This window comes from Skermanella sp., from assembly GCF_059503625.1.
Window position 1 is genome coordinate 1 of sequence record NZ_JCACHA010000594.1, and the last position, 18,111, is coordinate 18,111.

Genomic DNA, 18,111 nt, shown 5'->3' on the forward strand with positions numbered 1-18,111 from the left:
ACCGGTCGATCTTCAACGTGATCCTGGGCGGCTTCGGCGGCGACTCGGCGGCGGCTGCCGCCGGCGGACCTACTGGAGACCGCTCGGTCAGGGCCGGTTCGGCGGAGGATGCCGCGTTCATCATGAAGAACGCTTCGTCCGTCATCATCGTCCCCGGCTACGGCATGGCGGTGGCCCAGGCGCAGCATGCGCTGCGGGAGATGGCCGACCTGCTGAAGCACGAGGGCGTCGATGTCCGCTACGCGATCCATCCCGTGGCAGGCCGCATGCCCGGCCACATGAACGTGCTGCTGGCCGAGGCCAACGTGCCGTATGACGAGGTGCTGGAGTTGGAGGAGATCAACCGGGACTTCGGTCAGGCCGACGTGGCCTTCGTGATCGGAGCCAACGACGTGACCAATCCTGCGGCGAAGACGGACCCGACATCGGCAATCTACGGCATGCCGATCCTGGACGTGGAGAAGGCCAAGACGGTGCTGTTCATCAAGCGCTCGATGGCGGCCGGCTATGCCGGGGTGGACAACGAGCTGTTCTTCAGGCCCAACACGATGATGCTATTCGGCGACGCGAAGAAGATGACCGAGGAGATCGTCAAGTCGGTAGCGTAACGGACGGGAAGGGGGCAGGGAGGTTTCCCGGCCCCCTCTCCGCACTCAGTGACTGACGGCGGCGGCGGCGCCGATGCCGGTCTGGGAGCGGACGTTCTGGTCGTCGAACGCTGCGCGTTCCTTGGCGGCGGACGCCGAGTTGTCCAGCTTGGACACCACGACGGTCACCAGGAAGGCCAGCGTCATGGAGAACAGGGCCGGCTGCTCGTACGGGAAGATGGGAGCCGGGTTTTCCAGCACCACGACCCAGACGGCCTTGGACAGCACGACGAGGACGACGGCGGAAACCAGACCGGTCACACCGCCCAGCAGCGCGCCGCGCGTCGTCAGGCCCTTCCAGTACATCGACAGGATCAGCACCGGGAAGTTGGCCGAAGCCGCGATGCCGAAGGTCAGGCCGACCAGGAAGGCGACGTTCTGCTTTTCGAACAGGATGCCGAGCACGACGGCGACGACGCCAAGCGCCAGCGAGGCGAGCTTGGATACCCGCATTTCCTCTTTCTCGGTCGCCTTGCCCTTGCGGATGACGCGGGCGTAGATGTCGTGGGAGATGGCGGAAGCACCCGCCAGCGCCAGACCCGACACGACGGCCAGGATGGTCGCGAAGGCCACGGCGGACAGGAAGCCCAGGAAGAGATCGCCGCCCAGCGCCTTGGCCAGATGCATCACCGGCATGTTGCCGCCGCCGATGATCTTGCCGCCGACCTTGCCGCCTTCATAGAACTGCGGGTCGGTGCCGACGATGGTGATCGCGGCCAGCCCGAGCACGGCGACGACCAGGAAGAAGAAGCCGATGAAGCCGGAGGCGACGAACACGCTCTTCCGCGCTTCCCGCGCGTTGGGCACGGTGAAGAAGCGCATCATGATGTGCGGCAGACCGGCGGTGCCGAACAGCAGGCCCAGCGACAGCGACACGGCGGAAACCGGGTCGGCCAGCAGTGAGCCCGGCGCCATGATCTTGATGCCGGCCTTGTGGGACGACACGGCCTCGAACGCCATGAAGTTCAGGTCGAAGCCGAAATGGGCCAGCGCCAGGATGCCCAGCACCGTGCCGCCGCCCAGCAGCAGGACCGCCTTGATGATCTGGACCCAGGTGGTCGCGATCATGCCGCCGAAGGTGACGTAGACGACCATCAGCACGCCGACGATGATCACGGCCACGGCATAGTCGAGCCCGAACAGCAGCTTGATGAGCTGGCCGGCGCCGACCATCTGGACGATCAGGTAGAAGCAGACGACCGTCAGCGAGCCAATGGCCGCGAAGGTCCGGATCTTCGTCTGGTCGAGCCGGTACGACGCGATGTCCGCGAAGGTGAAGCGGCCCAGGTTGCGCAGCCGCTCCGCCACCAGGAACAGGATGATCGGCCAGCCGACGAAGAAGCTGATGATGTAGATGAAGCCGTCGAAGCCGGTGGTGAACACGAGGCTGGACAGCCCCAGCAGGGTCGCGGCCGACATGTAGTCGCCGGCGATGGCGAGGCCGTTCTGGAACCCGGTGATGCCGCCGCCCGCCGTGTAGAAGTCGGCGGCCGACTTGGTGCGGTTGGCCGCCCAGTAGGTGATGCCGAGCGTGCCCAGCACGAAGGCGAAGAACATGACGATAGCGGTCGGGTTGACCGCCTGCTTGTCAACCGCGCCCAGGTCGGCCGGCGCCGCGAAGGCGGTGCCGCCCAGGGTCAGGACCACGGCGGCCAAGGCTAGGCCGAGGGCGGAAGCCGTAAGCTTCAACATCGGACGGTTCATTCCGCCGTCTCCCGGATCAGGTCGTTGGTGAGGTCTTCGAACGGACCGTTGGCGAAATACGAGTAGACGCCGGTCAGGAGCCACGAAATGACGATGATCGCGGCCCCGATCGGAATGCCGATGCTGAGCGTCATGCCCTCGCTCAGCGGCTTGCCCAGCATCGCCGGGGCGAAAGCCACCACCATCATGAAGCTGTAGTAGGCCACCAGCACGATAGCCGACAGAATCGCCGCGAGGCGGCCCCGCCGCTTCACCAGGGCCTGGTACTTGGGGTTCTCGCGAACCCTGGCGTAGATCAGTTGGGACATGACGCCTCCTGTTCGTTATTCACCGCCGGTTTGCCCCAAGCCCGGCCTGGAGAGGCCTGTTCGGGATCGATCCGGCGTCGATCAATTGTGTTTTTCAGCACCCGGAAAATGCCGGGTCAGGGATAACGGTCGCGACGCGGACGGCATGGTTGCCCCCGGCGGCTTTCGGTAGCCCATGGAAAGCGCCCTGGGCAGTAGCTTTGATGTCGCAGGGTGGAGGCGGGGGGTGCTTTCCACCCGGAACGTCGGATGTAAACACCCCCTTCACGGCAGCGAATGTACGCAAATGTAAACATTTTGGGCCGTTCCGGGCCGTTCCGGGTCAGGCGAGCCCCGGCCGAGGTCACTGGATGGAAAATGTGCGGATGGTCATTATAGGTCACTATTCCTCCAGAGCCGGCTGCCAAAGGCCCGTTCTAGCAGGCTTTTCTAGGAAAATAAACCGGAACGTTGCCGTCATCAGGCGGAAGCGGGGTGCGGTCGCGGGCCGGATCGGCATCTCCTTGGAAAGATCGACGGCGGACATGCGTTCGGTCGAACGCCGGTCGCCGGCATCGGCACTGACGGAGGAGGAGCGAACCGCTGCGGCGAATATGGTGACTGGCCCGGCGGCGGTGGGCTGGCCTTCGGCTCCCGGCGCCTCCATCCGAGCGCCGCGCCCGAACAGCTTGTGTAGACGCGGCCTCTGGCCGCGTTATGAGCGCGGATACGCGCGATCCCGGTTGCGGCGCGTTCCGGCGCCGTTTGAAGGTCTTGGAACAGCGGAGGGAACGCGGCCGGAGGCCGCATCTACATTGTGCCGATGACCCGCAGTCGAACGATCGCTACCACGGTGTAGCGCCGCTTAGCGCAGGCGGTTCTGGTCTAGAGGTACCATGATGACCGCTATGGCAATCATAAGCGCCGGATACTCTTCACTGCCGCCACAATGTCACATATTCCGACATAGCCGCTATCGATTTCTAGAAATGTCCATTATGCCAGACTTGGCAACGGAGTCAGCGGAGGGCTTCGTATCTTCAATACGCCGGGATCGTGGGGGATGCATGCAGCAGAATCCTCGAAGAGTAGTCCAGCCGCTCGACTGGCCGGCGCTTGTTGCCGAGACCATCCGCCGGCGCAAGGAAGAGGGGATGACTCAGGTGCAGCATGCCGCCCTTGCGGGCGTCGGCAGGACCACGGTGGTTTCCTTCGATCAGGGCGATACGTCGATCTCGCTCAGCCGTGCGCTTGCCATCCTGGGTGTCGTGGGACTGGTCGCCGAGAACAGAACCTCCCCGCAGGACGCCTTCGTGGCCGCTTGCCGGCAGCGCTGGGAGGAACTGGTGGCAGTGCTTGCCGAGGATGCCCCGGCGCGTCAGCCGCATGGTCATTACAGCTTCGACTATGAGGTGGCCGGGCCGATCGCACGGCTTTCGCAAAAGCGGCTGGTCGAGATCCTTGAGAAATCGGTGGTGCGGTACAGCGGCTGGCCGCCCTTCTGGGTTCCGGCCAGGCCGGAACTGGCTCCTGTTTTTGCCGAGGACGGCGTCGAGTGCTGGCTTGGCAATCCCAAGGCGGACCGGGTATTCGACGATGCCGCCCATAGCGACTACTGGCGGAGGACAGCGCGCCGATTGTTAGGTAAACAACGCTAAGGTCGAACCTTTCGCGAACGATCCGTGATTTCGACCTTTCGAGGGGTGACGCCATAAAACGATGCTGTTGGTGAATTCAGGAAAGGTGCTCCAGAGGTCGCCAAACTGCCTGGAATTTGGCTCCGAAGTGCGCTTCCAGGCTGAGGCCCCAGCAGCTTCGGATATGGCCGGTGAATTCGCCAACAGCATCATAAAACGGGCGGAATTATGCGCTTAGCCATCCACGTTCCCTGCATTTCAACCGCTGGCAGCACCAGAGTTTGTGTCAAGGGGCGTCGATTTTAGCCGTTATGCGTCAGCATAAGCTCGCGCGGCACGGGAGGCCATTGAAATCACACAGTTATCCCGTCCGGCGCCGGCGAGCGAACTAGATATATGGAAAACCGCACGACGGAAGGTGCCAGCCGCTCGGCTATGGCGGGGCATCTCTCAATTCAAGTAAGGATCGCAACCGGAATGGTGGCTTTACTATCAGAATATTTCGTAAAATTGCTCTCATATCAGAGTAGGCTGTTGGATCTGGAACAATATGGCTATGGCCCCTTCACCCGATAAGTATGACATCGAGATGCTGTGAGGCCAGAAGGAGGCGGCAATGAGGACATCCACACTCGTAGTATTTCTGCTGTTTTTCACCGCTGAGTTCACGGTTCTGCCCCTTCCGCAAGTGCTCGCCGGGCCTGCTGAAGATGTGCAGTCGGCAATGCAGTTCCTTAAGTCTAAAGCTGCGGCACTTGGTGCCCCCAGCATCAAAGGGGACGATACCGTTGCTGTAAAGACAGTCCCTGCTCTGTATTTCGGCGAAGCTAAGATGAACAATAATTTCTCACTGGTTGACGAGGTTCAAAGGGAAAAGGGTGGTACGGCCACTATCTTTGTGAAAAACGGAGACGACTTCGTTCGGGTGGCAACGAACGTCAAGAAGGACGACGGTTCACGAGCAATTGGTACGGTGCTGGACCCCAAAGGAAAAGCGATAGCAGCTATCGCCAAGGGCGAGAGCTTCTATGGGGACGTTGATATATTAGGTAAGCCGTACACTACCGGCTATGAACCCATACGCGATACAAGCAATAACATCATCGGCGTCTATTATGTCGGGTACTTGAAGACTTAGCATTGTGAGCCATCCAGACGATCTTGTCTGCCATTAATTACAGGGCAAGCCGCAATGCTGGGAACGGCCTGAAGTGGCCGTTCCCGAGGTCCGAACACAAAAGTAGTCCATGGCTACTTTCCGAATGATCCCGAACCTCATAGCCTGCACGTTACTGTGGACCGCTGCTTTGCGCCTGAGCGTTGAGGCCCTGCCCACTATCACTTGCTGAACCGCCGCCATGGTCGCCGCGTCCTTGCCAATTCAGCGCGCGCCTGGTCCAGTTCCGCCTGAAGCCGCGCCTAGTCGGCATCGTCTTTCATGCATCCCGAACAGGCAGGTGGAGGAAGGATTTCGGATACCGAGCGCCTAACAGGTTTTATGGAAAGCGGAGGCTATAAGCCTTCGTGCCCTAGCATATGATTCTGCCCGTTCTATGGTGTCACCCCTTCGAGATCTGTCAGAGTGGCGGTCGCCGTACGCCAGCCAGCTTCGCTTCACGGTAAACCGTTGACCTTCCTAAACCGAGCTGTCTTGCGGCGACTGTCGGAGATAATCCGGCCTCCACCAGCTTCAGCGCCGCTGCAACCTTTTCCAGATCGACAGGCTGACGGCCCGGGTGCTTACCACGAGCGCGGGCGGCGGCAATGCCGTCCTTCGTTCGTTCAGCGATCAGGCGCCGCTCGAAGTGGGCGATCGCGCCGAACACGTGGAAGACCAGTTCGCCAGCCGCCGAGGCGGTATCGATCTTCTCCTCCAGGCTGACCAGATCGATGCCGCGCTCTTTCAGCAGGGCAACCATCGCCAGCAACTCCCCGAGCGAGCGGCCAAGGCGATCCAGGCGGACAACGGCGAGCGTGTCTCCCTTGCGCGCATAGGCGAGCAAAGCCTCCAGCCCCGGCCGCTCCATTGTCCTGCCTGAGCGCACGTCGGTGAAAACCTTGATCGCTCCAGCTTTCTCGAGCCGCAATGTCTGTCCGGCGACATCTTGATCGCCGGTCGAGACCCGCGCATAGCCCACGATGTCGCCCATGACGTCCCCGAAACGTCCGTTCTCTGGACAGCCGCGCCGCCCTGATGAACGGCACCGCCGAAACGTCCATAAAATACGTCCCGTTAACCTCCCCTGTCCACAATCCCGCTCAACCTTTTGTGGACGCCGGAGGAGAAATGGCGCGACGCCAACTGCTGACCGAGGGAGATCGCCGTCAACTGTTCGGCGTGCCGGCCGATCCGGACGCGCTGGTGCGACATTACACGCTGTCGCGCTCGGATCTGGATCTCGTCGCCACCCGGCGCGGTGACGCCAATCGACTCGGCTTTGCCGTTCAACTGGCGCTGCTCCGTCACCAGGGCCTCGCGCTTGCTCAGGCTGAAGGAGAGATTGGCACCCTGGTTCACTGGATGGCGAGGCGGATCGACATTCCAGTCGGCACATTCGCCGATTACGCGCGCCGGCCGCAGACGATGACCGATCATGCCCGCGACCTTGCCGCCGCCCTTGGGCTGCGTCCGGCGACCGACGCCGATCTCCCGTTCATGATCGAAGCCGCCGCGCGGGCGGCGTGGACGACCGACAAGGGATTGCCAATCGCGGCCGGCATCATCGCGGCCTTGCGCTCCGAGAGGATCATCCTGCCGGTTGCAGCGGTGATCGAGCGCGCCGGCGCCGCGGGTCGCGCCCGTGCCCGCCAGCGGGCGGGCGAAGCGCTGCTCGCCGGATTGACGGACGAACAACTCCGTGCCCTCGATGAGCTGCTGGTAATCGACCCAAAGACGGGGTTCACCCGGCTTGCCTGGGTGAAGGAGATCCCAAGCCTGCCGAAGGCCGGGCACATCCGTGATCTGCTCGACAAGCTCCACTTCGTCCGCGGCCTCGGGATCGATCCCGACACCGCAGCGCGCATTCCTGAAAGCCGCTTTCAGCAGTTCGCCCGCGAGGGTTCGACCTCCTTCGCGCATCGGATCGACCGCTATGCTACTCACCGGCGGCGCGCCACGCTGGTGGCGCTACTGATCGACCAGCAGTCCCGTCTCGCCGATGCCGCGCTCGACATGGCCGACCGGCTGATCGGCAACGCGTTCACGCGCGCCAAGCATGCCAAGGAGAGAACGGTTGTCGCCTCGACCAAGGACGTCAGTCGCCTGATGCGCCTGTTCCAAGGCACGATCGAGGCCCTGAACCTGGCCCAGGAGAACGATCAGGACGCCTTCACCGTCGTTGACGAGACGGTCGGCTGGGCCAAGCTTCTGCGCGTCCGCGGCGAGGTCGCCGATCTCGCCGATGAAGACCCGCTGGTTCGTGCCGCCGGCCGCTACGTCACCTTCCGGAAGTTCGCACCGGCCTTGCTCGACGCCTTCGAGTTCAAGGCGGCCAAGGACAACGATCCGACGCTGGCGGCGGTCAAGGTGCTGCGGGATCTCAACCTCTCCACGGCGGGAGACTGTCAGGAATTTCGTGTGAGGGCGGGCGATTGCACATGATCAGGCGAAAGCCTTTGTGAAACGCTCCTCGAAGAGGACGGCGAACTGAGCCTTCGCCATGACCCACTCACGCGCGGGCATGGTCCACTGTTTCTCGGTCCGGTTCAAGACCAGGAAGATGAGTTTCATGGCCGCCCCGTCAGTTGGAAAGTGGCCTCTGGCGCGGACCGCCCGGCGCAGCTTGGCGTTCAAGGATTCGATGGCGTTGGTGGTGTAGAGGATGCGCCGGACCTCGGCCGGGAAGGCGTAGAACGGCACGACCTCGTTCCAGGCGCGGCGCCAGATCTGGCTGATGGCCGGATACTTGCGCCCCCAGGCGCCGTCCTCGAATACCTCCAGAGCGGCCAGGGCGGCATCGGCGTCCACCGCCCGGTAAATATCCTTCAAAGCCGTCGCCACGGCCTTGCGGTCCTTCCAGGAGACGAACTCCAGGCTGTTGCGCAGCAGATGGACGATGCAGGTCTGGACCAGGGCTTGCGGGAAGGCCGCCTGGATGGCGTCGGGAAAGCCCTTCAAGCCGTCGACCACGGCGATCAGGACGTCCTCGACACCCCGGTTGCGCAACTCGTTCAGGACCCGCAGCCAGAACTTGGCGCCCTCGTTCTGCTCCAGCCACAGGCCCAGGATCTCCTTGGTGCCGTCGGCGCGCACGCCGAGCGCGACGTGAACCGCCTTGTTGCGGACCATGCCCTCGTCGCGGACCTTGACCCGCAGGGCGTCGAAGAAGACCAGCGGGTAGACCGGCTCCAGCGGCCGGGCCTGCCATGTAGTAATCTCGTCCAGCACGGCGTCGGTGACCGTGCTGATCAGATCCGGCGACACGTCCACGCCATACAGTTCGCGCAGGTGACCGGCGATCTCGCGCACGCTCATGCCGCGGGCGTACATGGATACGATCTTGTCGTCAAAGCCTGGAAAGCGCCGCTGGTACTTCGCGATCAGTTGCGGGTCGAAGGTCGCGCGCCGGTCGCGCGGGATCTCCAGCTCCAGCTTGCCGGTCTCGGTCAGCACCGTTTTGCGGCCATAGCCGTTCCGGCCGTTGCCGGCTTCCTCGTCGCCGGACAGATGATGATCCATCTCGGCATTCAGCGCCCGCTCGGTCAGGGCCTTCTTCAGGCTGTCCAGCAGGCCGTTCGGATCGAAAGCGCTCTTCGGGTCGGCGCCGGCGAGCAACTGGTCAAGCAGGGCGTCGGGAATCGTCGGCTGTTTGCGTCGAGCCATGGGCGGTCTCCTTCATATCCCAGTATGCCCGCCCTCACACGAAATTCCTGACAGTCTCTGAATACACCACCCACATCGGCAATGACCGCTTCGCCTGGTTCGCCACCCGGCCATCAAAGAGCCGCCTGAACTTCCTCGACCTGCTCCGTGCCGGCGATCCTGGGTATGTGATCAACGCCGCGGCGCTGGCCTACCTGGTTGAACACGGCGTGCCGGAAAGCATCGTCGCCGCTCTGCTCACCGCCGGATCTCAAAGCTTTGACGATGATGCGGCGTGGCAGACCCACCTGGACAGCTTCGGCCTTGGCGCCGGTCATCGGCAGCGCGTCACCGAGGCGGCCATGATCGGATCGATCGTCGCCCGCGGCCTGCTGACCGACACCGTGATCGTCTCCGATGATGCCGGCCAGTTCGACGTTTTCCAGCACGCCCTGTGCTGGATCCATGCCGAGCGCCATCTCCGCCGGATCGTCTGCGTGACCGACGAGCAGCACCGTCTGGTCTCCGTGCAGCGTCAGCTGGTCTGGTGGTTCTACGCCGATCTCAAGCTCTACAAAGACGATCCCACAGCCACTCGCCGAACGGCGTTGAGGCAGCGTTTCGATCGCATTTTCACCCGGATCACCGGCTTCGCCGACCTCGACGAGGCCGTCGCCCGGACCCGCGCCAACAAGGACGAACTGCTGCTGGTGCTCGACCGGCCAGACATCCCGCTGCATACCAACGGCTCGGAAAACGACGTCCGCAGCTTCGTCACCAAGCGCAGGATCTCCGGCGAGACCCGCTCCGCAGCCGGCAAGCAGGCCCGCGACACCTTTCTCAGCCTGCTGAAGACCTGATCCAAGCTCGCCATTTCGTTCTGGGACTACCTGGGCGCCAGGCTAAATATCCCGGACACCGAGCGCGTGCCCTGGCTCCCCGATCTCATCCGCCAAAACGCCTCAGCGTAGTCCAGCTCAGATTATCATGACCGCTATCTGCCGGCGAAACTGACCAAGTCCATTCTCAACGGGCTGTTAAGGCAAGGACCAAAGAAACTTCCACCAGCCCCAGAAATCGACCTGCAGCCCAACCTGCTGATGCAGTAAAGTGGCATTGCCAAGTACCGAGAGAATTTCGGAAAACATTGATAAGCCAGTCACAGTTGTTCTCCCTTCGAAGCAGTCTGACCTGGAACGTCTATGTTACCGACGTACTGGTATGCCATCCTTGACCGATCCAATTTTGAAAGCAATTGGTTCATTGAAGTATGTGCGGACGAGCAAGCCACCTATTACCGAACTAATTTGACCCCAAGACAAAAAACTGCAAGAAAATGCATCTGATACGGTATGCTCAACCCCATTATGACGTTACAGAGCACTTCAGGCCGAGTCAACGGTGCCCTTATAGTTTATGTCCCTAAGTACGTACGAACTGACTAGACATGCTCCGGAGCGGTAGGCGGGCAACCTTTTGCGTCTATTTACTTAAATCCGAAATTCGTGAAAATGACCCACGTCTACAAGGCCTTACGGCAACACTCGAACGGCACGCCCTCAAACGTTGAAACAAAACAGGAGTCTTCGTTACGCAGATTCCAAGAAACGTGTGTCATAGGCAATCGCAAGTAGCATCTTCGTCAGCAACGTTCCGTAGATTCACATCAGAGGCCAAAATTGAGAAGACCATGCAAAAGATGAGTTTTAATGTAAATTATCTAATAATCGTGATGCTATAGGTAATACAGGCTTTAGATAGCTACTTTTCTGAAATACTCTGTTCTCTATAATTATGAGCAACTTTGTAAATTCATTATTTAGTCGTATAATTGGTGTCTTTAACCTGATGTTTCTAAGGAGAACCGTTTAGGCTAAGACACTTGATAACGACCGTGCTCCAGCGCACGTGAGCTTTTTCAACTTAACAAATGTGAGGAGGATACGATGACCAAGGCATTCAAGATTTCTTTGTTCACTGCCGGCATGGTTCTCGCTGCGGGCGGCGCGTTCGCGGATGACGGAAAGTCGATCCTCGGCGCGATCGATACCTATTCCGCGATCAGCCATTCCGAGATGGACGCCACCAAAGGCACCTACTACAAGCGGACAGCTAAGGCGTTCGCCGATGCGACCTCGGACGCTCGTGGCAGGAAGTTCGTCTACACCAACACCTACACCGACACGCAAGCCTGCACGATCAATTGCGGCGGCGGCGGCGTGTCCGCTTCGTCGACCAGCTACTCGACGGCGATCGCTCGCTGACCAGAGAGAGCCGGGAGCTGCGTGCGCAGCCCCCGGCATTTCTATGGGCCAATAAATAGCCGCGACACCATGTCATCGGATCCAGAAACCTGACTTTAAAAGCAGGTCAATACTTTTGGAGTGGGGATTGCATTTAATTGGCAGAACAGCAATCTTGCTGCCTTCGTGCGCTGTTTTAGCACTTTCATTGTCATGTCCACTTCTAGCAGGTGAGCTGCGCCTGTCCAACGGGGACCGGATTTCAGGCGAGCCAACCGGCTTGGAGAATGGAGAACTCCTGTTCACGTCGATCCACGGCGCCGTTCTGAAGGTGCCGCTGGACGAAATCATGAAGCTGACGACGAAGGAACCCGTCATTCTGTTCCTCTCGAACGGCGACCGCCTCGTCGGAAGCCTCTCGTGGGAGATGAAGGGGGTCAGGCTCAGGTCCGCGCGCTTCGGCGACATGAGAGTGGAAACGACGGAAGTCGCGGATATCCGCTTGCAGGGAACGCCGTCAACCGCCGGTCCGCCTGCGGGCTACGGCCAGCCCGTAGATAGTACGCTGAGTAACGCCCAAATGATGACGCAGGGACGCGGGTTGGCACCCAGCCGAGGCTCCGGGCAGGTCGCCCAGTCACCAGAGGTGTCGGACCCCGCTCCGGCTCCGGGATCCGGCGGATCCCGTCCGCAGACCGTGGGGCAGCCTTCCCAGGAGGATGAAGATCCCAATCTGAACCGCGTGTTCCTGCGCGAAGCTACCGTCCTGCTGGCTCCTGGGGAAATTGACACGGAGTTGGCGTTCTCCTATGCGCGGGACGAGGTGGGGGGTGAAACCAACCGAGACCTGCGTATCGGTCCATCGGTCCGTGTCGGCATCCTCGATCGGCTGGAAGGGTTCTTCGACGTTGCGGTGGCCTATGCCGTCCGGGAGATCATCACCGGGACCGGAACGCTCGGCGGGGAGGAGACGGGCGTCAGCGACGTGGTGGCCGGTCTAAAGTATCTTCTGGTGCGGGAAGACGAGACCTGGCCCGACATCGTACTCGCCGGCTCGGTGACGTTTCCAACCGCGGGGGAACCGCAGATCGGCAATCCGAACCGCGTCTCCCTTGGTGGTGGTCGCTGGCGGCTTTCAGGGGCGGCGACCTTCATCCGCTCCTATGATCCGGCCGTGCTGTTCGGCTCAATCGGCTATACACATAGCTTCAAGGATACGTTGAGCGGCATCGATATCGAGGGTGGGCAGAGCATCAACTACTCGTTCGGAGCCGGTTTCGCCATCAACAACCAGATTTCACTCAGCGGGCAGTTCTTTGGCGCTTATCAGACCGAGATAGAGTTGAACGGGGAGGAGATCGACGGATCCAACCGGGAGCCGATGGCATTGAGATCGAGCCTGACCTACCGCATCTCAGATGGACAGTATTTGGAGCCTGCCGTGACATACGGACTTAACGACAGTGCGCCGGATGTGATCCTACAGCTGTCATACTCCCATCGCTTCTGATGTCTTGGGGGAGAAATGAAGATGAGCCGGTAAAAAGGAAAATTCGGCACCAACGGTCGACATCCCCAAGTCATCACGACTTTCCTGTGATCGCTCCTGGCGGGGATCCGACATGACTGCTTCAGCAGGAATAAAAAATGAAATTCGGCCCTTGTCTCATCGCTGCCCTGATCCTAGCACTGCCAGCCTGCGCTCGCATCGAGACCAACACTCCGACCCCAATGCGCGCTGGCGCGGTCAGCTTCGAAAAAAGGCTGGTGACATGGAAGGACATTCGCGACCGTAACATCGTCATGCAGCGGTTCGATTACAGCTGTGGCGCGGCGGCGATGGCGACCTTGATGAACTATTACTTCAAGGACGAAGTCAAGGAGACGGATATCCTCAACGGCGTGCTCGACACCTTGTCTAATGAGGAAGCGGAGAACCGTCAGGAAAATGGCTTTTCCCTTTTAGACCTCAAGAATTTCGCCCAGGATAGAGGATATCGGGCGATCGGTGTCCGCCTCCCCCCGACCGCGCTGCCTGATCTACCGGGACCGGTGATGGTCTACATACAGCGAAAGGATTATAAGCATTTCGCCATTCTGCGGGGCATAGTTGGCGACAGGGTCTATCTCGCGGATCCCAGCCGGGGCAACATACGCATGCCGATCGACCGCTTCCTAGAGGAATGGTCCGGCATCACGCTCGTCCTCGACAAACCGGGGTTCGGCCTGCCCAAGGAGCATCCGCTCGACCTTGAGAATGAACTCGTGATCAGGCCCGAGCTACAGATCGCGCGCGAAGCCGTCCAATCCGTCAGTTCGGGAAGCGTGCCCCAGGTCTCGATGTTCTAAGAAAGCGCATTGGGCCCTGCGTCAGGATGCCAGGCGTCCGTGCAGAAGGAGCGATCGTCAACATGACCCTCGGTCATACGAATCGAACTGGTCTTTCGAGCCGGAGACCGGAGGATATGTTGAAGGCGGCGCGCGATGCACATGGCAGCGGCGACCTGGCCGTCGCCGAGGCAGGCTATCGCATGACCTTGCGGGTCGACCCACTCAATGCGGGCGCTTACAATGGCCTTGCCGCACTGGCAATGACCGTCGGCGACCACCAGGAGGCGGTGGAACTAACCAAGCATGCTCTCCAATCCGACCCCACGTTCCTCAAGGCGCTAAGCAATCTCGGCGGAGCTCTCCAAGCCTTGGGCTTCATCGAGGAATCCAGGCAGGCGTTGCTGCGGGCGCTGGTCTTGGCGCCCGATCATCCAGAATCGCTCAACAATCTTGCTTTGGTCGAGATAACCGCCGGGCGACCGGCGGCAGCTATCAATCTTCTCGAGCGACTCACGGCGGCGCAGCAGGACAATCCCCACTACCTTAAGAATCTCGGGGCGGCCTATCTCGCCGACAACCGGTGTACGGAGGCCGAACGCATTCTGCGCCGCGCGGCAGATCTCGCGCCGGCAAACGCAGAAATCCAGAACAATCTAGGAAACGCGCTGTGCATAGCCGGAAAGGTAGAGCACGGCTTACAGCTTCTGCGTCGGGCGGCTGCGCTGGATCCCAGCAGCCTGCAGGCTCGCAGCAATCTTCTTTTCATGATGCAGCATGCGTGGGGGCTCGACCCCGAGGACCTGTTCCGAGAGCAAGCGTCCTTTAGCGCTTTGGTTTCTCGTAGACCGATACGCCCGAATGCTCTCAAGCCGGTAAGCACCGGCGCGCGAAGGCTGCGGGTGGGGTATGTCTCGCGCGATCTCGGTTTCCACCCCGTCGGCCACTTCCTGCTCCCGGTCCTGCAGGAGCATGATAGAAACAAATTCCAGGTTTTCTGTTACTCCGACAGGCTGGTGGAGGACAATCTCACTGCTCGACTGCGCGGATGCACCGCCGTGTGGCGCCGGACGGCCGGCTTGGATGACGATACGCTTGCCCAGGTCATCAGGTCCGACAGCATTGACGTTCTCGTGGACCTGAGTGGGCATGCCGGTGGCAACAGACTGGCAGCCTTCGCTCTTCGCCCGGCACCGGTTCAGATTTCCTGGATGGGATATGTCGGCGGTACAGGACTTCGAGCGATGGATTTTACCATCCTGGATCATGCGATCGCGCCCGTCGAGGGCGGTTGGTGGACGTCGGAACGGATCCTTCGCATGCCCGGCACCTTCCTATGTTACAAGGCTCCCGATTTTGCGCCTCCGATGGCCTCCCCGCCATCATTAAGCAACGGCTTTGTGACATTCGGAAGCTTCAACAGGCCGGTCAAGATCAACCCTGTTTTACTGCAGACGTGGTCCGGCCTCTTGGCCGCTACTCCTGGCTCCCGGCTTGTCCTCAAGTCGGCGACCTATCGGGACGAGGAGGTATGCCAAGCCCTATTGGCGGAGTTCGCCCGCAACGGTGTCGACCCCGCGCGCATCGAGATCAGGGCGGGGTCGTCACATGCCAACATGCTCGCCGAGTATGGAGACATCGATGTGGCGCTCGATACCTTTCCCTTCACAGGTGGCATCACCTCATGCGAGGCTTTGTGGATGGGAGTGCCCGTAGTGACGCTGATCGGGCAGACTCCGGTATCCCGCATGACCTTGAGCTTCCTGACGGAGATTGACCTGGAGGAATTTGCGGCGAGCAATCCGGATGAGTACATCGCGATCGCCCGTCGGTTAGCGGAGTGCGGAAACCTCAGGACGGATCTGCGGAAAGATATGAGGGAACGCATCGCGCAATCGCACTTGGGTGACGCCCGCGCGTTTACCGCTGCACTGGAGTCCCTGTTGACAGAAGCTTGGCACTCTGCAGCCCGCTGACAGCCCACCCTTCCCTCGCCATCAATTCAGAGTTCTATGAATCAGTGATCACATTGGGCATCGAGTTGAACAGCGGGCTTTGCTGTGAAAGCCCGCTGTCACTGTCACTTGGCAACTGCTTTAGCAAAAGCCTTCCCGATAACAATAGTTTTATTCTTCTTTTCGATGACTTTGATATTAGTGTTGGTCTTCGTCACCGCGTAAGTGTCACCCTCGGCAAAAGCGTCGGCCACAAGAGCAACTGCCGCGGAACGATCGTCACCAGTCACGACGACTTTCACCTTCGCTCTCCCCACGGCGACGGTTTTATCCCCTTTTTCCTTGATGTTGGTATTGGCTTTGGTCTTGACTAGAACGGAGTCGCCAGTTCCACTTCCTTCAGCGCCTACGGTAACGCCGACCGTAGCAGCCGTTCCGCGGATTTCCGACAGTTCTTGGGAGGAAAGTTCTTCATAGGTCACTACCTGAAGAGCAGGCAGTATTCCCTGGAACTGTGTATCGTTTCGCTCAGATGCTCCAGCTGCGATGGGAAAAATCAACGCAGCAATCACCAATAGCAGTTTGAATGATTTCATATCTGTTACCCCCTCCTTTTCTTAGGCACAGCCTGTGAAGATGCCCCAACTATGGTGTGCATCAAGGAAAATGTCTCATTTATCGTAAATTCCCTCAAGTAACTACTGTGTCTATGACTCTGATCTTATAGTTCATGCTCTTTTGAATGAAGTTGGTTATTCTGGTAAGGAGTCGAGTACGTCCAGAGATGGGGGAGGCTTATCAGCCTGTTGAAAATCTGACTTTAGAGTGCCTAACAAAACCATTTTTCGAGGAAGCTGAAGGTGATGAGGGCGGCGGCGAGGTGATGGAAGGCTTGAAAGATGTCGATGCGGCGTTCGTAGCGCACGGCGCTGCGTCGGAAGCGGGCGAACCATGCCAAGGTGCGCTCGACTTTCCAGCGATGGCGGCCGAGGCGCTCGCTGTTATCGATTCCGCGACGCGCGATGCGGGGGATGATGACGCGGCGGCGCAGGGCGTGTCGGCACCGGGAGAAGTCATAGCCCTTGTACCGCTTTCAGCGTTAGCTAAAGCTCCGGCATGGAGCTTGGTGGGCCTGCGGCGGGGCCGGCCAGCGCACTGGCGAATGGCCGGGATGGCATCGACCGTGGCCTCCAGCATCCGGCTGTCGTGGCGGTTGGCCGGCGACAAGGTCACGGCGAGCGGGATGCCGTTGGCGTCGATGACGACATGGCGCTTGGAGCCCGGCTTGCCCCGGTCGGTCGGGTTCGGCCCGGTCTCAAGGCACCCCTTTTTGCCGGAACGCTGGCGCTGTCCAGCGCCGCCCGGCTCCAATCAATCGCATTGGCCGTGCCCAACCGGTCCATAAGGACATGGTGCAGCCTCTCCCAGACCCCGGCGGCCTGCCAGTCGCGCAGACGCCGCCAGCAGGTCATCCCGGAGCCGCACCCCATCTCCTGCGGCAGCATCTCCCACGGAATGCCGCTTCTCAGAACAAACAGAATGCCGGTCAGTGCCGCCCGGTCATCGACCGGAGGCCGACCGCCTTTCGGATGGGGCGGACGTGCCGGAAGCAACGGCGCCACGACCGCCCAAAGCTCATCGCTGACAAGAGGTTTCGCCATGCCCCTCAGATGGGCGATGATCCGCCGGTCTCCAAGGTTTTGTTAGGCACTCTAATACGAGATCAGAAATCATCCCGCCTGTTTATTGCCCCATGTTGCTTGAAGAAGATGAGGACGAAGAAGTAGACATAGTCGAACCATCTGGAGAAATGAATATCCTCAAGCTGCCAGATGAACTACTATTGTATCCTTCCAGGGTTTCAGAAAATTTGAAGGTATCGCCTGGGTTTAATGTCCGTTGAAAATCGAAACGTTCGTGGAGCACAGTCTGTCCTTCGCCCATTGCATGAAGGTTTATACTACCATCGAACATTACTGCTCCCCGTGTCTGGTCTAGCTCACGCTCGCTTAGTACCGGGTATCCAGATGACTCTATTTGGGAAAGAGTCGATGTCGAGACTTTACCTGCTTCCATCTCGGAAATGGATTGGGCATTAGCGCTGGGCAGATCAGCCCATAGACTAACAGCAAACGCTACTGCGATCATGGTCGCTGAAACGGCGCAGTTGGCTGCCGTCATCTTGCGCGCACGGGCGGAAATCGGCATTTCCATTTCCATAGCGGCTTATCCTCATGATGGAGATCGGGAAGAATATTACCATACGGTTGATCAGCCCCACAATATACCCAGCCGGCATACGGATTGAAGCACCACAATTCATGGGAGGCCGGTACCCTGGGCAGGTAAAGGCGGGTAGTTTGGCGGCTGTATCCCCAGCAATATAATCTGAGTTGCGACTTTGGTGCCGAAATCAGGGAGTGGTCGGATTTCGCCCTTTCCCGCCGGGGTCAGGCGATCCGGCGGGAGACCGGCATGCCGAGGCCGGTCATGATGTTCAGCACCTTGC

General features: G+C 60.1%; 15 protein-coding genes and 2 pseudogenes. 9 read left to right on the top strand and 8 right to left on the bottom strand.

The features are described 5' to 3' along the window. Positions 1-608 (top strand): NAD(P)(+) transhydrogenase (Re/Si-specific) subunit beta (locus AC5JJ6_RS15475; RefSeq protein WP_496042913.1); only part of this gene is annotated, 608 nt, incomplete at its 5' end. Positions 609-653: 45 nt separating this feature from the next. On the opposite strand, the gene AC5JJ6_RS15480 is transcribed toward AC5JJ6_RS15475, so the two are convergent. The 3 genes from AC5JJ6_RS15480 to AC5JJ6_RS15490 form a co-directional block, all read right to left on the bottom strand. Further along, positions 654-2,351, bottom strand: coding sequence for a cation acetate symporter (locus AC5JJ6_RS15480; RefSeq protein WP_496042914.1), 1,698 nt, complete (start codon positions 2,349-2,351; stop codon positions 654-656). Beyond that, positions 2,348-2,659 carry a DUF485 domain-containing protein gene (locus AC5JJ6_RS15485; RefSeq protein WP_044437095.1) on the bottom strand — a complete coding sequence of 104 codons (312 nt, stop codon included), beginning with the start codon at positions 2,657-2,659 and terminating at the stop codon, positions 2,348-2,350. The genes AC5JJ6_RS15480 and AC5JJ6_RS15485 overlap by 4 nt, the downstream gene beginning before the upstream one ends. A gap of 382 nt (positions 2,660-3,041) precedes the next feature. Beyond that, complete coding sequence (locus AC5JJ6_RS15490; RefSeq protein WP_496042915.1) at positions 3,042-3,305, bottom strand: hypothetical protein; 264 nt, start codon at positions 3,303-3,305, stop codon at positions 3,042-3,044. Between the two features lie 400 nt (positions 3,306-3,705). On the opposite strand from AC5JJ6_RS15490, the gene AC5JJ6_RS15495 reads away from it, so the two are divergent. Both AC5JJ6_RS15495 and AC5JJ6_RS15500 read left to right on the top strand, forming a co-directional pair. Beyond that, a complete protein-coding gene (locus AC5JJ6_RS15495; RefSeq protein ID WP_496042916.1) occupies positions 3,706-4,296 on the top strand; it encodes a helix-turn-helix domain-containing protein in 591 nt (196 codons plus the stop codon). A 595-nt stretch (positions 4,297-4,891) separates the two neighbouring features. Further along, the gene (locus tag AC5JJ6_RS15500) at positions 4,892-5,413 is read left to right on the top strand and encodes a Cache 3/Cache 2 fusion domain-containing protein (protein WP_496042917.1); all 522 of its coding nucleotides are present in this window, start codon (positions 4,892-4,894) and stop codon (positions 5,411-5,413) included. 439 nt (positions 5,414-5,852) lie between these two features. On the opposite strand, the gene AC5JJ6_RS15505 is transcribed toward AC5JJ6_RS15500, so the two are convergent. Beyond that, a complete protein-coding gene (locus tag AC5JJ6_RS15505; RefSeq protein ID WP_496042918.1) occupies positions 5,853-6,425 on the bottom strand; it encodes a recombinase family protein in 573 nt (190 codons plus the stop codon). Positions 6,426-6,562: 137 nt separating this feature from the next. On the opposite strand from AC5JJ6_RS15505, the pseudogene AC5JJ6_RS15510 reads away from it, so the two are divergent. Further along, a pseudogene (locus AC5JJ6_RS15510) lies at positions 6,563-7,837 on the top strand (DUF4158 domain-containing protein); the annotation flags it as partial. A gap of 39 nt (positions 7,838-7,876) precedes the next feature. On the opposite strand, the gene AC5JJ6_RS15515 reads toward AC5JJ6_RS15510, so the two are convergent. Then, positions 7,877-9,097 (bottom strand): IS256 family transposase, encoded by a 1,221-nt coding sequence (locus AC5JJ6_RS15515; protein WP_496042919.1) that lies wholly within the window; start codon positions 9,095-9,097, stop codon positions 7,877-7,879. 167 nt (positions 9,098-9,264) lie between these two features. On the opposite strand from AC5JJ6_RS15515, the gene AC5JJ6_RS15520 reads away from it, so the two are divergent. The 5 genes from AC5JJ6_RS15520 to AC5JJ6_RS15540 all read left to right on the top strand — a co-directional run bounded on the left by AC5JJ6_RS15520 (position 9,265) and on the right by AC5JJ6_RS15540 (position 15,623). Next, positions 9,265-9,936, top strand: a complete 672-nt coding sequence (locus AC5JJ6_RS15520) for an IS66 family transposase (protein ID WP_496042920.1) — start codon at positions 9,265-9,267, stop codon at positions 9,934-9,936. A 1,086-nt stretch (positions 9,937-11,022) separates the two neighbouring features. Next, positions 11,023-11,340 (top strand): hypothetical protein, encoded by a 318-nt coding sequence (locus AC5JJ6_RS15525; RefSeq protein ID WP_496042921.1) that lies wholly within the window; start codon positions 11,023-11,025, stop codon positions 11,338-11,340. 259 nt (positions 11,341-11,599) lie between these two features. Further along, complete coding sequence (locus tag AC5JJ6_RS15530; RefSeq protein WP_496042922.1) at positions 11,600-12,829, top strand: transporter; 1,230 nt, start codon at positions 11,600-11,602, stop codon at positions 12,827-12,829. A 137-nt stretch (positions 12,830-12,966) separates the two neighbouring features. Next, on the top strand, positions 12,967-13,668 hold the full coding sequence (locus AC5JJ6_RS15535) for a C39 family peptidase (protein WP_496042923.1): 702 nt from the start codon (positions 12,967-12,969) through the stop codon (positions 13,666-13,668). A 116-nt stretch (positions 13,669-13,784) separates the two neighbouring features. Then, entirely contained in the window at positions 13,785-15,623 is a 1,839-nt protein-coding gene (locus tag AC5JJ6_RS15540; protein ID WP_496042924.1) for an O-linked N-acetylglucosamine transferase, SPINDLY family protein, read from the top strand. A 104-nt stretch (positions 15,624-15,727) separates the two neighbouring features. Here AC5JJ6_RS15540 and AC5JJ6_RS15545 read toward each other — a convergent pair whose 3' ends face one another. The 3 genes and pseudogenes from AC5JJ6_RS15545 to AC5JJ6_RS15555 all read right to left on the bottom strand — a co-directional run bounded on the left by AC5JJ6_RS15545 (position 15,728) and on the right by AC5JJ6_RS15555 (position 17,822). Then, positions 15,728-16,198 carry a hypothetical protein gene (locus tag AC5JJ6_RS15545; protein ID WP_496042925.1) on the bottom strand — a complete coding sequence of 157 codons (471 nt, stop codon included), beginning with the start codon at positions 16,196-16,198 and terminating at the stop codon, positions 15,728-15,730. Positions 16,199-16,431: 233 nt separating this feature from the next. After that, positions 16,432-17,263: pseudogene (locus tag AC5JJ6_RS15550) on the bottom strand (IS5 family transposase). Between the two features lie 82 nt (positions 17,264-17,345). Continuing rightward, positions 17,346-17,822, bottom strand: a complete 477-nt coding sequence (locus tag AC5JJ6_RS15555) for a hypothetical protein (RefSeq protein ID WP_496042926.1) — start codon at positions 17,820-17,822, stop codon at positions 17,346-17,348. Positions 17,823-18,111 lie beyond the last annotated feature (289 nt).

What these genes read in the sequence shown, in the direction of transcription:
- AC5JJ6_RS15480 (WP_496042914.1), bottom strand. Translation starts at nt 2,351, where the DNA reads ATGAACCGTCCGATGTTGAAGCTTACGGCTTCCGCCCTCGGCCTAGCC.
- AC5JJ6_RS15485 (WP_044437095.1), bottom strand. Translation starts at nt 2,659, where the DNA reads ATGTCCCAACTGATCTACGCCAGGGTTCGCGAGAACCCCAAGTACCAG.
- AC5JJ6_RS15490 (WP_496042915.1), bottom strand. Translation starts at nt 3,305, where the DNA reads ATGGAGGCGCCGGGAGCCGAAGGCCAGCCCACCGCCGCCGGGCCAGTC.
- AC5JJ6_RS15495 (WP_496042916.1), top strand. Translation starts at nt 3,706, where the DNA reads ATGCAGCAGAATCCTCGAAGAGTAGTCCAGCCGCTCGACTGGCCGGCG.
- AC5JJ6_RS15500 (WP_496042917.1), top strand. Translation starts at nt 4,892, where the DNA reads ATGAGGACATCCACACTCGTAGTATTTCTGCTGTTTTTCACCGCTGAG.
- AC5JJ6_RS15505 (WP_496042918.1), bottom strand. Translation starts at nt 6,425, where the DNA reads ATGGGCGACATCGTGGGCTATGCGCGGGTCTCGACCGGCGATCAAGAT.
- AC5JJ6_RS15515 (WP_496042919.1), bottom strand. Translation starts at nt 9,097, where the DNA reads ATGGCTCGACGCAAACAGCCGACGATTCCCGACGCCCTGCTTGACCAG.
- AC5JJ6_RS15525 (WP_496042921.1), top strand. Translation starts at nt 11,023, where the DNA reads ATGACCAAGGCATTCAAGATTTCTTTGTTCACTGCCGGCATGGTTCTC.
- AC5JJ6_RS15535 (WP_496042923.1), top strand. Translation starts at nt 12,967, where the DNA reads ATGAAATTCGGCCCTTGTCTCATCGCTGCCCTGATCCTAGCACTGCCA.
- AC5JJ6_RS15540 (WP_496042924.1), top strand. Translation starts at nt 13,785, where the DNA reads ATGTTGAAGGCGGCGCGCGATGCACATGGCAGCGGCGACCTGGCCGTC.
- AC5JJ6_RS15545 (WP_496042925.1), bottom strand. Translation starts at nt 16,198, where the DNA reads ATGAAATCATTCAAACTGCTATTGGTGATTGCTGCGTTGATTTTTCCC.
- AC5JJ6_RS15555 (WP_496042926.1), bottom strand. Translation starts at nt 17,822, where the DNA reads ATGGAAATGGAAATGCCGATTTCCGCCCGTGCGCGCAAGATGACGGCA.